Origin of the sequence: Aeromonas sp. 602658 (assembly GCF_049173005.1) — a bacterium.
GTDB lineage: Bacteria > Pseudomonadota > Gammaproteobacteria > Enterobacterales > Aeromonadaceae > Aeromonas > Aeromonas veronii_A.
Window position 1 is genome coordinate 1 of record NZ_JAAKRF010000051.1, and the last position, 15,412, is coordinate 15,412.

Annotated in this window: 16 protein-coding genes; 6 read left to right on the forward strand and 10 right to left on the reverse strand. The window is 60.2% G+C overall.

Annotation, left to right across the window (positions count from 1 at the left end; genetic code table 11):
- Positions 1-280 precede the first annotated feature (280 nt).
- The gene (locus tag G5253_RS19795) at positions 281-409 is read left to right on the forward strand and encodes a hypothetical protein (protein ID WP_421204108.1); all 129 of its coding nucleotides are present in this window, start codon (positions 281-283) and stop codon (positions 407-409) included.
- A gap of 9 nt (positions 410-418) precedes the next feature.
- Here the strand turns inward: G5253_RS19795 and pbpG are convergent, their stop codons facing one another.
- The 7 genes from pbpG to G5253_RS19830 all read right to left on the reverse strand — a co-directional run bounded on the left by pbpG (position 419) and on the right by G5253_RS19830 (position 6,021).
- On the reverse strand, positions 419-1,246 hold the full coding sequence (pbpG, locus tag G5253_RS19800; RefSeq protein ID WP_005348750.1) for a D-alanyl-D-alanine endopeptidase: 828 nt from the start codon (positions 1,244-1,246) through the stop codon (positions 419-421).
- 159 nt (positions 1,247-1,405) lie between these two features.
- Positions 1,406-2,071, reverse strand: a complete 666-nt coding sequence (locus G5253_RS19805; protein WP_005343012.1) for a DedA family protein — start codon at positions 2,069-2,071, stop codon at positions 1,406-1,408.
- 18 nt (positions 2,072-2,089) lie between these two features.
- Positions 2,090-3,382, reverse strand: a complete 1,293-nt coding sequence (locus G5253_RS19810; RefSeq protein WP_266134603.1) for a hemolysin family protein — start codon at positions 3,380-3,382, stop codon at positions 2,090-2,092.
- Positions 3,345-3,608: a hypothetical protein gene (locus tag G5253_RS19815; RefSeq protein ID WP_157186967.1), complete on the reverse strand. Its 264-nt coding sequence runs from the start codon at positions 3,606-3,608 to the stop codon at positions 3,345-3,347. Before G5253_RS19815 ends, G5253_RS19810 begins: the two co-directional genes overlap by 38 nt.
- A gap of 17 nt (positions 3,609-3,625) precedes the next feature.
- Positions 3,626-4,684 (reverse strand): L-asparaginase 2, encoded by a 1,059-nt coding sequence (ansB, locus tag G5253_RS19820; RefSeq protein WP_252657159.1) that lies wholly within the window; start codon positions 4,682-4,684, stop codon positions 3,626-3,628.
- 130 nt (positions 4,685-4,814) lie between these two features.
- Complete coding sequence (locus tag G5253_RS19825; protein ID WP_421204111.1) at positions 4,815-5,009, reverse strand: heavy-metal-associated domain-containing protein; 195 nt, start codon at positions 5,007-5,009, stop codon at positions 4,815-4,817.
- 61 nt (positions 5,010-5,070) lie between these two features.
- Entirely contained in the window at positions 5,071-6,021 is a 951-nt protein-coding gene (locus G5253_RS19830; RefSeq protein ID WP_139460971.1) for an AEC family transporter, read from the reverse strand.
- 137 nt (positions 6,022-6,158) lie between these two features.
- On the opposite strand from G5253_RS19830, the gene treR reads away from it, so the two are divergent.
- The 5 genes from treR to G5253_RS19855 all read left to right on the forward strand — a co-directional run bounded on the left by treR (position 6,159) and on the right by G5253_RS19855 (position 11,369).
- Entirely contained in the window at positions 6,159-7,106 is a 948-nt protein-coding gene (treR, locus tag G5253_RS19835; protein WP_266134605.1) for a trehalose operon repressor TreR, read from the forward strand.
- 192 nt (positions 7,107-7,298) lie between these two features.
- Positions 7,299-8,729, forward strand: coding sequence for a PTS trehalose transporter subunit IIBC (gene treB, locus G5253_RS19840; protein WP_266134606.1), 1,431 nt, complete (start codon positions 7,299-7,301; stop codon positions 8,727-8,729).
- A 66-nt stretch (positions 8,730-8,795) separates the two neighbouring features.
- Positions 8,796-10,457: an alpha,alpha-phosphotrehalase gene (treC, locus tag G5253_RS19845; RefSeq protein ID WP_266134607.1), complete on the forward strand. Its 1,662-nt coding sequence runs from the start codon at positions 8,796-8,798 to the stop codon at positions 10,455-10,457.
- A 3-nt stretch (positions 10,458-10,460) separates the two neighbouring features.
- On the forward strand, positions 10,461-11,060 hold the full coding sequence (locus G5253_RS19850) for a sugar O-acetyltransferase (RefSeq protein WP_266134608.1): 600 nt from the start codon (positions 10,461-10,463) through the stop codon (positions 11,058-11,060).
- 120 nt (positions 11,061-11,180) lie between these two features.
- A complete protein-coding gene (locus G5253_RS19855; RefSeq protein WP_005336040.1) occupies positions 11,181-11,369 on the forward strand; it encodes a hypothetical protein in 189 nt (62 codons plus the stop codon).
- Between the two features lie 60 nt (positions 11,370-11,429).
- Here the strand turns inward: G5253_RS19855 and rluA are convergent, their stop codons facing one another.
- From rluA to G5253_RS19870, 3 genes are all read right to left on the reverse strand, one after another.
- Positions 11,430-12,086 (reverse strand): bifunctional tRNA pseudouridine(32) synthase/23S rRNA pseudouridine(746) synthase RluA, encoded by a 657-nt coding sequence (rluA, locus tag G5253_RS19860; RefSeq protein ID WP_005343025.1) that lies wholly within the window; start codon positions 12,084-12,086, stop codon positions 11,430-11,432.
- A 115-nt stretch (positions 12,087-12,201) separates the two neighbouring features.
- Positions 12,202-15,069, reverse strand: coding sequence for an RNA polymerase-associated protein RapA (rapA, locus tag G5253_RS19865; protein WP_421204115.1), 2,868 nt, complete (start codon positions 15,067-15,069; stop codon positions 12,202-12,204).
- Positions 15,070-15,139: 70 nt separating this feature from the next.
- The coding region (locus G5253_RS19870) for a hypothetical protein (RefSeq protein WP_421204116.1) at positions 15,140-15,412 on the reverse strand (273 nt) is incomplete at its 5' end.

A 15,412-nucleotide genomic window follows, 5' to 3' on the forward strand; every position in this document is an offset into this window, starting at 1 on the left:
GCCCGTAGCTCAGCTGGATAGAGTACCTGGCTACGAACCAGGTGGTCAGAGGTTCGAATCCTCTCGGGCGCACCATACAGACAGCCTCGACTTCGGTCGGGGCTGTTTTTTTATGGGCGATATTTAGCTTTTGGTGCGGATCCCCGTGCGCTGTTGCGGGTGGATCGCCCGTTTACCTGGCTGTTCTTGTCCTCATTTCTTCCCCTTTCTGTGATTGCGCACAGTTCTTCTGATCGTTGCACCGCATCACCACCCTTTGCCTCATCTATAGGTGCCTTGTATGTCTGCTGTTGCAACGGCTGATTCCGCGCAGCTTATCACTCAAGGTTTGGCTATCAACATCCTGCAAGGCCTGCTGAGGCGTTCTGCAGGCAATAAAAAAGGATGCCGCAGCATCCTTTTGTGTTGAGATATTGACTCAGCTTTTCAGCCATTTGCGAATGCGGTTGGCATCGCCGATGGGGGTGCGTTTGCCCACCGAGTTGAGCAGCACGATGGCGAGCTCGCGGCTGTCCGGTTTGGCGCGCATCACCAGACAGCGACCCGCTTCGTCAGTGAAGCCGGTCTTGGAGAGGCGCACGTCCCAATCCGGGTTTTTCACCAGCGGGTTGGTGTTGTTGAACATCAGGCTGTAGGCGGGGGCGCTGAAGCGCATCTCCCGGTTCTCATCCTGAGTGAACTGACGGATCAGCGGCTGGCGATAGGCGGCGGCGGCCAGCTTGCCCAGATCCTGGGCGGTGGAGACGTTGCGGGTGGAGAGGCCGGTGGAGTCGTAGAAGTGGGTATTACGCATACCCAGCTGTCTGGCCTTGTTGTTCATGGCCCGCACGAAGGCGCTGCGACCGCCCGGATAGTGACGCGCCAGTGCCGAGGCCATCCGGTTTTCGGAGGACATCAGCGCCAGATGCAGGGCGTCGCGGCGGGTCACCTTGGTGCCCATGCGGATGCGGGAGTGGGTGTGTTTGACCCGATCCAGATCGTTCTTGTCGACCGTGATGGTCTGGTTGAGATTCTGCTTGGCATCCAGCACCACCAGCGCTGTCATCAGTTTGGTGAGGGAGGCGATGGGACGCACCTTGGTGGCATTCTTCTGGTAGAGCGTCTTGCCCGTTTTTACATCCACGACCAGGGCGCTGCTCGAGCGTACTTCCAGTTTGGCAGGGTTGGGTGCCGCGCTGACCGCAGGCAATCCCAGCATTCCCATCAACCCGACAACCAGCGCTGCTGCGCGAATCCGACACCACATACAACCGACTCCGTTCCCATCCAAAAAAAGGCGCTAGATTCACTCATTTTTACCCCGGCTTTACAAGGGCCGAGCGGGACTATTTCTGCTATTTGCGCAAAATTGGCGATCAAAAAAGCCCTCTGGCGAGGGCTTTCGGGTCGGGCGTTGGGCGAGGAGTCAATCCCGCGGCTGCGCGGCCCTGCGTTTGCTGATCCAGCGCCAGACCAGCGCCACCATGCCACCCACCAGCAGGGCCACCGGCAGATAGATGATGATGTTGAAGAACTGGGTCTGGTATTCGGCGGCCAGCTTGGTGTGGCTCAGGTAGTAGCCAAACCCGACCAGCGGGCAGATCCACATGATGGAGCTGATCAGATTGACGATGAGGAAGCGCCCCTGGGGCAGCTCGGTGGCACCGACGATGTAGGGGTAGGCGGTGCGCACGAAGGCGATATAGCGCGCGGTGATCAGGGTGATGATCCCGTACTTGTCCAGCAGGTGGTAGACCTTCTGTTGGTGCCGCTCTTCCACGTGGGACATCAGCCGATGGTAGAGCTGGGTGTGGCCGAGAAAGCGCCCCTGCATGTAACCGAGCCAGGTGCCGACAAAGGTAGCCATGATTAACAGCGGGATCACCCCGAGAGACAATACATCCTGATAGATGAGCACGCCGGTGAGGATCAGCAGGCTGTCACCGGGCAGAAAGGCGGTAGGGATGAATCCGTTTTCCAGTACCAGAAACGTCAGAATCACACCACAGATCATGAAGGCCATCTTGGGATCGGAAAGTGTGTTCAGATCGTGATTCATAAAGGCGTGAGCCAGTTGGTAAAACTGCTCCATACTTGCAAACTCCGCAGGTTAGCTGGGTTGATCGGTCAAGGGCATGGCGAGCACCTTGTCGATGCGCAGGCCATCCATGTCAACAATTTCCAGTTGCCACTGTTCCAGTGTCACCAGGTCTCCGGTTTGTGGAACACGACCAAGGAGCAGCATGATAAGCCCTCCGAGGGTGTGATAGTGATGTTTTTCTTCTTCTGGCAGACGAACCAGCTCCAGACAGTCCTTCAACTCCGGCAGCGGGATCAGGCCATCGAGCAGCCAGCTGCCGTCGGCGCGCCGGAATGCCCAGTTGTCCTCGCCATCCTCCTGCTGGAAATCCCCCGCCAGCGCCTCCAGCAGATCCTGCTGGGTGACCAGTCCCTGCAACTCGCCATATTCGTCAACCACCAGCGCCATCTGTTCGCTGTGGGTGCGGAAGTGGTTGAGCAGCTCGACGCCGTTGAGGGTCTCGGGCAGCAGGCTGCCCTCCTGGGTCAGGGCAGCCAGATCGATGGGCTCCCCCTTGATATAGGCGTGCAGCACCTTGCTGACATTGATGATACCCACCAATTCTGACAGGTTGCCGTCGCAGACCGGAAAATAGCTGTGGCGATACTCCACCAGCCGCTGCAGGTTGGTCTCCAGCGGCAGCGCCAGATCCAGATAGCGGATATCGCTGCGCGGCACCATCAGGGAGGAGAGGCTGCGCTCGTCGAGACGGAAGACGTTGCGCAGCATGGTGTGTTCATGATCCTCGATCACCCCGGCTTCCGATCCTTCCACCAGCATGGCGTGGATCTCCTCCTCGGTGACGTTGGCGCGGCCGTTCTGGTTGACCCGCAGCAGCCGCAGGCTGGCATTGGTGGAGGCCGACAGCAGCCAGACGAAGGGGCGGGTCAGGGTGGCGAGCCAGTGCATGGGGCGGGCCACCAGACAGGCGATGCGCTCGGCATTGAGCTGGCCAAGGCGCTTGGGCACCAGCTCCCCCACCACGATGGAGAGGTAAGTAACCACCACCACCACGATGATGGTGGCGATCAGGCCACTGCTCTTGGCCGGGAGTCCCCACTCCTGCAACCAGAGGGAGAAGGGCTGGGCCAGCAGGGATTCGCCGTAGATACCGTTGAGCAGACCTATGCTGGTAATGCCGATCTGGACGGCAGAGAGAAAATGGGTCGGGTCTTCGCCCAGTTTGAGGGCAATGGCGGCGGAGCGGTTGCCTTCAGAGGCAAGCTTGCCGAGGCGAGCCTTGCGTGCGGTGACGATGGCGATTTCTGACATGGCGAAGACGCCATTAAGCAAAATCAATCCCAGCAGGATCAATATTTCCATACAGCAACAGCACTCCTTGAGTGGATAAGATCGCTGGCAGTGTAATGAATTTGGCGGCGATGCGCTTGTGAAAGCGGGTGATCCGGCTCGCTAATTTGATGACAGCGCTCTGGGATGGCTGAAAAAGATGGCCGGAAAAGGGAGGGATGGCCCCGCCAAACGGCGTAATGGGCGAGGCAGCATTGCAGGAGGGAAAAGGGCGGGAAGTCCCGCCCTTGCTTGCCATGGTTCAGACAACCGTTATCAGAACTGCTGGAACCAGCGCTGGATCTGGGCCGGATCCTTGCTCTGGGTCAGGGAGAGCATCAGCAGCACCCGCGCCTTCTGCGGGTTGAGAGTGCCGGAGGCCACGAAGCCGTACTTGGCATCATCGATCTCGGCATCCAGGGTGGTGGCGCCGGTCGGCACGCGGGCGGAGCGCACGACCCGGATACCATCCTTGCTCGCCTGAGCCAGGGTATCGAACAGGGTGTGGTAGAGGTTGCCGTTACCCACCCCGGCGCTGACGATGCCGTCGAACTTGGCATCCACCATCGCCTTGGCCGGCAAGTCGGTGGCGTTGGCGTAGCTGTAGACGATGCCCACTTGCGGCAGCTTGTCGAGCTTGCTCACGTCAAACGGCGTCTTGCTGGTGTGCAGGCGGGCCGGGCTGCGCTGATAGTCGATCTTGCCGTTGTGGATGTAACCAAGCGGGCCAAAGTTGGGGGAGGCGAAGGTCTGCACGCCTGTGGTGTTGGTCTTGGTGACATCGCGGGCATCCAGCACGGTGTCGTTCATCGCTACCATGACGCCACGGCCCTTGGAGGCGGGGTCGGAGGCGGTCACCACGGCGTTGTAGAGGTTGAGCGGGCCATCAGCACTCATGGCGGTGGAGGGGCGCATGGCGCCAACCAGTACCACCGGTTTGTCGCTCTTGACGGTCAGATTGAGGAAGTAGGCGGTCTCTTCCATGGTGTCGGTGCCGTGGGTGATGACAATGCCATCCACGTCATCCTTGGCCAGCAGCTCGTTGACCCGTTTGGCCAGCTTAAGCCACACCTCGTCGTTCATGTCCTGGGAGCCGATTTTCACCACCTGCTCACCCTGCACATCGGCCACGTTCTTCATCTCGGGCACGGCGGCGATCAGGGTTTCGATGGCCACCTTGCCAGCCTCGTAGTTGGACTGGGTAGCCGACTGACCAGCTCCGGCAATGGTGCCGCCGGTTGCCAGAATATGGATGTTGGGCAGGGCCATTGCCATGGGGGAGAGGGTCAGGCCAACGACGGCGGCGAGCAGGGTCTTGCGGATCGGTAGGGTCATGCTGCAAATCCTTATGGTTGGAATAATCGCAGCAAGTTTGCCCGTTTAATAACCCGGGTCTGTGATAAAACTCACCAAAAGACAGGTGAGTACAGATTTTTAACCTGTTTTATACCTCTATGGAGATAATTTAACTCGCGGAGAAACCCTTGGCTTCGATCAGGGCGATCAGCTCGGCCTTGCTCAGATCACTCTCGATGATGGCCTTGCTGCTGGCGAAATCGACGGTCGCGGTGGTGACCGCAGGCTGGGCCAGCAGCGCTTTTTGCAGACTGGCGGCGCAGCTACCACAGGACATGCCGGACACGGTGAGTTCGATGGTCATGGGATATCTCCTCTGTTGATGGGCGCCAGCCTAAAGCTGCCGCCTCCGGCAAGGTCAAGCCTCAGTACATAAGACCCAGATAGTTCATCAGAGTTGCTCCCAGACTAGTGGTGAGCAGTGAGCCGAGGGTGGTGGTGGCGATGATGTTTGCGGCCAGCACGCTGTCGCCCCCCATGGCGCGGGTCATCACATAGCTGGCGGCGGCAGTCGGGGTGGCGCTGATGAGAAACAGAATGCCCAGCTCCAGATGGCTGAAGCCGAGCAGGGCCGCCCCAAGAGTGAACGCAGCCGGAATGAGACAGAGCCGCATGATGCTGGCCCAGCCCGCAATGGCTGCACCACCACGCAGAGCATCCAGGCTGAGGGAGGCGCCGGTGCAGAGCAGCGCCAGCGGCAACGTCATGTTGGCGAAGTAGCTGCCGGTGGTGAGCAGCAGTTGCGGCATCTTGATACCGAGCAGGGTAAACGGCAGCGCTGCCACAATGGCGATGATCAGCGGATTCTTGATGATGCCGAGCAGGATGGGGCGAATGCCGGTGGCGCCGCCGAGACTGCGGGTGAGGGTGATCACCGCGAGAATGTTGTAGAGCACGGTCACAGCGCCGACATAGAAGGCCGCCGCCCCCAACCCTTCGTGGCCATAGGCGTTTTGCACATAGGCGAGCCCGATAATGGCGCTGTTGCCGCGAAAGCTCCCCTGCACGAAGATGCCGCGCAGTCGCTGCTCCCCGATAAAACGTCCGGCCAGCAGCTCCAGCACCAGATAGCTGATAACGGTGGCGAGCAGGCCATAGCCGATAAACCAGAGGCTCGGCATGGTGGCGAAGTTGGTACCCAGAATACTGAGAAAGAGCAGAGCGGGCAGGGTGACCTGAAACACCAGTCGCGAGGCGGATTCGGTAAAGGGATCCGGCAACAGCCCCAGCCGCTTGAGCAAGATGCCGAGCAGCAGCACCACGCAGATGGGGCCTGTGATGGAGAGGGAGAAGAGCAGACTGGCCAGCAGATCCATGATGGGCATCCTGTGCTGTGCCCACACACCCTGACGGCGGGGCAAAAAGGGCATTCTAACGCCATGGGCTTGTATTCACAGGGGTTAATCACAACAATGTGGGCAATTCCACTGCCTAGCCTCCTGTGAGCCAATTCATGGACAAGAAACTGACCATCCTCGATATCGCCAGACTGAGTGGCGTCGGCAAGTCGACCGTCTCCCGAGTGCTCAACCAGGATCCCAAGGTGAAGCAGGAGACCCGCGAGCGGGTGGAGCAGGTCATCGCCGAGCACGGCTTCGTGCCGAGCAAATCGGCGCGGGCCATGCGCAGCCAGAGCCAGCAGGTGGTGGGGATCATCGTCTCGCGGCTCGACTCCAGCTCGGAGAATCAGGCGGTGCGCGGCATGCTGGAGACCCTCTATCAGCGCGGCTACGATGCTGTGCTGATGGAGAGCAAGTTCTCCCCCGCCAAGGTACAGGAGCATCTGGCGGTGCTGGAGCGGCGCGGGGTGGATGGCATTATCCTGTTCGCCTTCAATAACTTGGACTATGCCGCCATGGCGCCGCTGAAAGAGAAGCTGGTGCTGGTCGCTCGTGAATATCCCGGTTTCTCCTCGGTCTGCTTCGACGACGCCGGTGCGGTGCGCACCATGCTGGCGCAGCTGGCAAGCCGTGGCGCCCGCGACATCGCCTATCTGGGGGTGGATACCTCGGATCTCACCACCGGCCAGCGCCGCCTAGATGCTTATCTCGCTTACTGCGCAGAGCAGGGGTTGCGCCCGCGCACCGCCCTCGGCGATCTCAGCCTGCAGAGCGGCTACCGGCTGGCGGCCGAGCTGCTTACCCCCTCCACCCAGGCGCTGGTCTGTGCCAGCGACACACTCGCCATCGGTGCGGCAAAATACCTGCAAGAACAAGGGCGTAGCGAGGTGCTGGTGACCGGCCTTGGCAATAACCCCATGCTCAGCTTCCTCTTCCCCAACGCCCTCAGTCTCGATTTGGGTTACAAAGGGGCGGGGGAGCAGGCGGCGCGTCAGCTGCTCGGCCAGATTGAGCAGGATCAGCCTCCGCTGGTGACAATCGCCCCCTGTCGAACCCTGTGACCCCCATCACTCCGGACTGAACAAAAAGTGCGCTTTTTGTGATGCTGGCCACGAATTGGGAACGTTCCCATTTCGATCTGGCCAGATTGTCGGCATGCTAAATGGGAACGATACCAAAAACGCTCCGGCCGACAGACTGGCTCAAAAGGGCGATACAGACCACTATTCAATGGCGTCACAGAGGGAAGACCCATGTCCAAGATCAACGCACAGCAGCTTGCCACCCTGATCGACAAGGTCGGCGGCAAGGAGAACATCGCCACCGTCAGCCACTGCCTGACCCGGTTGCGCTTCGTCCTGAACGATCCGGCCAAGGCCGACAGCAAGGCTATCGAAACCATCCCGGCGGTGAAGGGAAGCTTCACCCAGGGCGGTCAGTTCCAGGTGGTGATCGGTAACGAGGTAGAGCAGTGGTACAAGGCGCTGACCGAACAGCTCGGTGTCAGCGGTGGCAGCAAGGAGACCGCCAAGCAGGCGGCGCGCCAGAACATGAACCCGCTGGAGCGGGGCATCTCCCATCTGGCGGAGATCTTCGTACCGCTGCTGCCCGCCATCATCACCGGCGGTCTGATCCTGGGCTTTCGCAACGTCATCGGCGACATCAAGATGTTTGACGATGGCACTCACACCCTCACCGAGATCAGCCAGTTCTGGGCTCAGGTACACGCCTTCCTCTGGCTGCTGGGCGAGGCGATTTTCCACTTCCTGCCGGTCGGTGTTTGCTGGTCTGCAGTGAAGAAGATGGGCGGCTCCGAGATCTTGGGTATCGTGCTGGGGGTGACGCTGGTGTCACCGCAGTTGATGAACGCCTACGGCATTGGTCAGCAGACTCCCGAGGTGTGGGACTTCGGCCTGTTCGTGATCCAGAAGGTGGGTTATCAGGCCCAGGTCATTCCGGCGCTGCTGGCGGGTGTATTCCTCGCCTGGGTGGAGACCAACCTCAAGCGGATCATTCCGGCCTATCTCTATCTGGTGATTGTGCCGTTTGTCTCGCTGCTGCTGGCGGTGATCGTGGCTCACGCCTTTATCGGCCCGTTTGGTCGCTGGATTGGTGATGGCGTCGGTTTCGCTGCCAAGGCTGCCATGACCGGCTCCTTCGCTCCCATCGGTGCTGCCCTGTTCGGTTTCCTCTACGCGCCGCTGGTTATCACCGGCATCCACCACACCACCAACGCAGTGGATCTGCAGCTGATGCAGAGCATGGGCGGCACGCCAATCTGGCCGCTGATCGCCCTCTCCAACATCGCTCAGGCTTCTGCGGTCGTTGGCATCATTCTGATTAGCCGCAAGGAGAACGAGCGGGAGATCTCGGTGCCTGCCGCCATTTCCGCCTACCTCGGGGTGACCGAGCCGGCCATGTACGGTATCAACCTCAAGTACAAGTTCCCCATGCTGTGCGCCATGGTGGGCTCCAGCCTTGCGGCCCTTATATGCGGTTTCGCCGGAGTGATGGCCAACGGCATCGGGGTCGGGGGCCTGCCGGGTATCCTCTCTATCCAGCCGCAATACTGGGCGGTGTTTGCCATCGCCATGTTGGTCGCCATCGTGGTGCCGGTGGTGCTGACCCTGCTGGTCTACAAGCGCCAGCAAGCCGCTGGCAAGTTGACCCAAGCCAGCGCCTGACAATGATTATCAGGGCGACCCGCGGGTCGCCCTCTCCATTTCATATTCGAGACAAGAGAAAGACCCATGAGCCAAACACCCTGGTGGCAGAGTGCCGTGATTTACCAGATTTACCCCAAGAGCTTTCAGGATTCCGCTGCCCGTGGCACCGGCGACCTCAAGGGGATCATGGCCCGCCTCGACTATCTCAAAACCCTGGGGGTCGATGCCCTCTGGCTGACCCCTGTCTACGTATCCCCGCAGGTGGACAACGGCTACGACATTGCCGACTACCTTGCCATCGACCCCGCCTACGGCACCATGGCAGATTTCGAGGCGCTGCTGGTTGCCGCCCACGCGCGCGACATCCGCATCGTGATGGATATAGTAGTGAACCACACCTCCACCGAGCACGCCTGGTTCAAGTCGGCGCTGGGGGACAAGAACAGCCCCTACCGCGACTACTACATCTGGCGCGATCCGGTGGATGGCGGCGTGCCCAACAACTGGCAATCCAAGTTTGGCGGCAGCGCCTGGGAGCTGGATGAGCTCACCGGTCAGTACTACCTGCACCTGTTTGCCCGCGAGCAGGCGGATCTCAACTGGGAAAACCCGGCGGTACGTGCCGAGGTGAAAAACATCATCCACTTCTGGGCCAAGAAGGGGGTGGATGGGTTCCGCCTTGACGTTATCAACCTTATTTCCAAGGATCAGGCGTTCCCGAATGACGAGATAGGCGATGGCCGCCGCTTCTACACCGACGGGCCGCGCATCCACGAATTCCTGCAGGATGTGAGCCGCGATGTCTTTGCCCCGGTGGGAGCCATGACGGTGGGGGAGATGTCCTCTACTTCGCTGGAGCACTGCCAGCGCTATGGTGCCCTCGATGGCTCCGAGCTCTCCATGGTGTTCAACTTCCATCACCTCAAGGTGGATTACCCCAACGGCGACAAGTGGACCAAGGCGCCGTTCGGTTTCCTCGAACTCAAGCGCATCTTCAACCACTGGCAGAGCGGCATGCACGGCAAGGGGTGGTCGGCGCTGTTCTGGTGCAACCACGATCAGCCGCGCATCGTCTCCCGTTTCGGCGATGAGGGCGAGCATAGGGTCGTGGCCGCCAAGATGCTGGCCAGCACGCTGCACGGCCTGCAAGGCACCCCTTACATCTATCAGGGGGAGGAGATCGGCATGACCAACCCCGGCTATCAGCGCATCGATGACTATCAGGATGTGGAGAGCCGCAATATCTTCGCCATCAAGCAGGCGGAAGGGATGAGCGAGGCCGAGATCCTCGCCATTCTCGCTGCCAAGTCCCGCGACAACTCGCGCACCCCGATGCAGTGGAGCGCTGCGGCCAACGCAGGTTTCACCCAAGGAACGCCCTGGCTCAAGCCTGCCGCCAACTATCCCGAGATCAACGCCGATGCGGCGCTGGCCGACCAGCACTCGGTGTTCTGGCACTATCGGGATCTCATCGCCCTTCGCAAGGCGCATCCCATCTTCACTCAGGGGGATTATCAGGAGCTGCTGACCGGGCACCCGCAGATCTGGGCCTATGCCCGCCGTGCCAACGGTCAGACCCTGCTGGTGGTGAGCAACTTCTACGGCGAGCCGGTGGAGTTTGCCTTGCCTGCCGAGCTGCAAAGCGGGCAAGGTCGGCTGCTGCTCGGCAACTACTCGGATAGCCCGGCCCAACCGCAATCGGGTATGCTGCGCCCTTATGAATCCCTGATCTGGCTGATGGAGTAGGTAATGGAGAAGGTGGTGCGCGGTACCGAGTGGCAGAAGATGGCTGCGGGGAAGCCCTATGACGCGGCTGACCCCGAGCTCAAAGCGGCACGTGAGCGCTGCCGAAGGCTTTATCACACCTTCAACACCTGCTGGCAGGAGAAACCGGCGCGGGATGCTTTGCTGCACGAGCTGCTCGGTGGCCGCGGCCAGGAGTGTGCCATCAATCCGCCGTTCTTCTGCGACTATGGCGCCAATATCTTCGTCGGCGAGAACTTCTACGCCAACGTCAATTGCACCATCCTCGACGTCTGTGAGGTGCATATCGGCGACAACGTGCTGCTGGCGCCCGGGGTGCAGATCTACACCGCCGCTCATCCGGTGGCGGTGGCGCCACGTATCAAGGGTGTCGAGTTCGGCAAGCCTGTACGGATCGGTCACAACGTCTGGATCGGCGGTAGCGTCGTCATCTGTCCCGGTGTCACTATCGGTGACAACAGCGTCATCGGTGCCGGTTCGGTGGTGACCAAAGATGTGCCCGCCAACGTGGTGGCGGCTGGCAACCCTTGCAAGGTGCTTCGGCCGATGACGGCACAGGAGCTTGAAGGCGTCATCCAGCGGTGAGCAGGGGCCATGAATGCAATTGCTATCTGACTGATAGAAAAGCGACTTTCAGATTGTTTTGCATTCAGTGCTTATGTTCGGGGCCGCTTGGTCGATACTGTTGAGTGCAGGAGGAACCCTATGGATATATCAAGTTCTGCAAATGCGTCGTTTGGTTCTGCTCTGATGACGGCCAGTCTGGCCAAGAAACAGCAGACCCAAGAGGGCGAAGCTGCGCTGAAGCTGCTGCAAAACGCAGCGCAATCAGCGCCGGTTGCACCGACATCGGCCAGCGCTTCTCTGGGAAGCAAGATCGATATTCGCGTCTGACCCTAATGAAAAAGCCCCCATCTCGCGATGGGGGCTTTTTTATCTCTGCGATTTGCGGGATCAGACCGGGAAAGGAGCCGGCGCCTCGAAGGTCATTCGCTCGCCGCTACGGGGGTGACTGATGGTCAACATGGCCGCATGCAGATAAAGGTGCGGTGCAGCCGCCAGCGCATCCGGATGAGCATAGAGGTTGTCACCCAGGATCGGGTGCCCCAGCTCCAGCATATGGACGCGCAGCTGGTGGGAGCGACCTGTGATGGGGGTCAGCTTGATCAGGCTGTTGCCGTTCTCCACCTTCAGTTTCTGCCACAGGGTCAGGGCGTGACGCCCCTCTTCGTGGTCAACTTTCTGTTTCGGGCGGTTGGGCCAGTCGACGCAGAGCGGCAGGTCAACCTGACCCGACTCTGCCTCCGGCTCACCCCACACCCAGGCGAGGTAGTGCTTCTCGGTCTCCCGCTCGCGAAATTGCCGGCTCAGCTCCCGATGAGAGTTGGGATTGAGGGGAATGACAATGACACCAGTGGTGGACATGTCGAGGCGATGAGCTGCCGCCGCCTTGGGGTGCTGCTGTTTCACCCGATGCAGGACGCTGTCTTCATTCTCGGGGCCGCGCCCGGGGACGCTTAGCAGGCCAGTGGGCTTGTTGACCACCATGATGTCCTTGTCCTTGAACAGGATATCGAGCCAGGGTTCCAGAGGCGGTGAGTATTCAAACATAAATGTCTCGCATCAGAAGGTGGGGGCAAGCCCCCATCAGTTATGGGTAACCACGACAAAGCGGCCTTGGGTATCCAGTTTGAGCTGGGTCTGGCCGCTGTCGGTCGGTACCTTGTCAGTTATGGGTGACCACGATAAAGCGGATGGCATCCAGCTTGAGTTGGGTCTGATCGATCAGGTGGTGCAATTCTGCCTGCAGATTGCGCAGATAATCCAGTTCGCTGTCGCGCACGTTCGGGTTGACTGCCTTGAGCGCTTCCAGACGATCCAGATCCTGCTGCAGGGTCTGCGCCATCTGGGCACGGGCCTTGTCGACAATCCCGGCTTTCAGCTCTTCGGCAATGGCCTGGCCCTTGCCAATCAGACCGTGGATCACCGGTTGGGACGCGGTGACCAGCTTGCTGCCGAGGTGGCGATTGACCGGAGTCAGCTGGCGGTTGAAGGCATCGAACGCCACTTTCTCACCCAGATTCTGGCCGTTCTTGTCCATCAGCAGACGGATCGGCGTCGGCGGCATGAAGCGGTAGAGCTGGGGATGGGCCGCAGACTCGGCAACGAAGATCAGCTCAAGCAGGATGGAGCCGATGGGCAGAGCCTTGTTCTTGAGCAGTGCTACCGAGGTGGCACCGATCTCGGAGCCCAGGATCAGGTCGATACCGCCGCGCATCATGGGGTGATCCCAGGAGAGCAGCGCCATGTCATCCCGTGACAGGGCGGTATTGCGATCGAAGGTGATGGTCATGCCGTCTTGCGGCAAGCCCGGGAAGCTGGAAACCAGCATGTGATCACCGGGAGTCAGCACCAGCGCGTTCTCACCTCTGTCGTCCTGATTGACGCCGATCTCGTCGAACATCTTGAGGGCGAAGGAGATCATGCCAGTGTCGTCATCTTCGGCGGCCAGCTTGTCGACCAGCTGCTGGGCGGCGGCGCCACCGCTGGAGTGGATCTCCAGCAGGCGATCGCGGCCCTGTTCCAGCCGGGCCTTGAGCGGCTCGTGCAGTTCGCGGGTCTTGACCAGCAGGGCGTCGAGGGCTGCCTGATCGCCGGTGTTGGCGGCCAGCAGCTCGAACAGCTCTTCACGTACCGCTTCGAATACCGGGCGGGCAGTCGGGCAGGTCTGCTCGAACGCGTCCAGACCATCGTGATACCAGAGCTGCAGGGCGCGCTGGGCAGTCCCTTCCAGATAGGGAACGTGGATCTCGACGATATTCTGCTGACCGATACGATCCAGTCGGCCGATACGCTGTTCCAGCAGATCCGGGTTGAGGGGCAGATCGAACAGCACCAGATGGCTGGCAAACTGGAAGTTGCGACCCTCTGAACCGATCTCGGAGCAGAGCAGCACCTGGGCGCCACCCTCTTGCTGGGCGAAATAGGCGGAGGCCTTGTCCCGCTCGAGGATCGACATCCCTTCGTGGAACACGGCACCACGGATCCCTTCACGGGTGCGTAGCGCCTCTTCCAGCGCGATGGCGGTGGCCGCTTCGGAGCAGATCACCAGCACCTTCTGCTGACGGGCTGAGAGCAGCAGCTCCAGCAACCATTCGACGCGCGGGTCAAACTGGGTCCAGGTGGCGTTGTCGCCTTCGAACTGCTGGAAGATCTTCTCGGGATAGAGGTAGCGCAGGGCGCGGGTCTGCAGATCGCCACCGTTGCCACCCATCATCCCCATCACCTTGATGGCAGTCTTGTACTGCTCCGGCAGCGGCATGGGGTAAACGTTGAGATGACGCTCGGGGAAGCCTTGAATATTGGCGCGGCTGTTGCGGAACAGCACCCGGCCGGTACCGTGCTGGTCCAGCAGCTTGGCGACCGCCTGCTGACGGGCAGTCGCATCGCTCAAGTCCAGCCCTTCCAGCTGGCTGGCGAGGATCTGTCTGGCTTCATCGCTCAGGGTCTCGCCATCCAGCAGCTCTTGCGCTGCGCTGGCGACCTGACCATAGGCCTGCTCCTCGGCGAGGAAGGCCTCGTAGTCGTAGAAACGCTCGGGATCGAGCAGGCGCAGACGGGCAAAGTGGCTCTGGTGGCCCAGCTGATCCGGGGTCGCAGTCAGCAGCAGCACGCCAGGCACCTGCTCGGCCAGCGCTTCCACCATCTCATAGGCACGGCTTGGCGCCTCTTCACTCCACTCCAGATGGTGGGCTTCGTCGACAACCAGCAGATCCCACTCGGCTTCCAGCACCTGCTCGAAGCGACGACGCTTCTTGCGCAGGAAGTCGAGGCTGCAGATCACCAGCTGTTCGGTCTCGAAGGGGTTTTCCGCATCGGCAAATGCCTCGATGCAGCGCTCCTCGTCAAACAGGGAGAAGTGCAGGTTGAAGCGGCGCAGCATTTCGACCAGCCATTGGTGCTGCAAGGTTTCGGGCAGCAGGATCAGCACCCGATGGGCGCGGCCGGAGAGCAGCTGCTGATGAATGATCATGCCCGCTTCGATGGTCTTGCCCAGACCCACCTCGTCAGCCAGCAGTACGCGCGGAGCGTAGCGGTGACCCACCTCGTGGGCGATATAGAGCTGGTGCGGGATCAGGCTGACCCGGCCGCCGGCCAGACCGCGAGTCGGGTTGCGACGACGCTGGTGCTGGTTGACCAGCGCCTCGTAGCGCAGGGTGAAGCGGGACATCCGATCGATCTGACCGGCGAACAGGCGATCCTGCGGCTTGTTGAACTTGATAAAGTTGTTGAGAAACACTTCTTTGAGGGCAACGGGCTCATCATTGTCGGTGCGCACACCTACATATATAAGCAGGCCGTCTTTCTCCTGCACTTCTTCGACCGTCATTGTCCAGTCTTCGTGACTGGTGATCTGATCGCCCACATTGAAGCTGACCCGGGTGACCGGCGCCTCTTCTTTGGCATACATGCGGTTTTCACCGGTAGCCGGAAACAACAGGGTAACCATGCGTCCTTCAACAGCAACGACAGTCCCCAACCCCAGATCCGTCTCTGTATCACTAATCCAACGCTGGCCAAGTGCAAAAGGCATTAAACTCTCCAAAGCCCAAGAGTGTGTGAATCGCAAAGGGGCGCTATGTTACCCGAAGGCGTGACCTCGATCACCATGCATATAGATGTAGAGAGACCAAATCGCCACAACCTTGATCTGCTACCATCGCCACGCCATATAGAGGATAGCGAGCTCGCCAAACGGGTGTGTTATTGCAGGATAAATGCGCTTTTTGGGTGATTAATGAACGGTTGAACCAAAAATGCGAATTTAATACGAAAACACCCTTGCAAGCGTGATCCAGATCCCTATAATGCGCCTCCATCGACAGGGCAAGCGGCAACGCAAACAACCTCGTCAATAATCTCGAAAAACCTTTGAA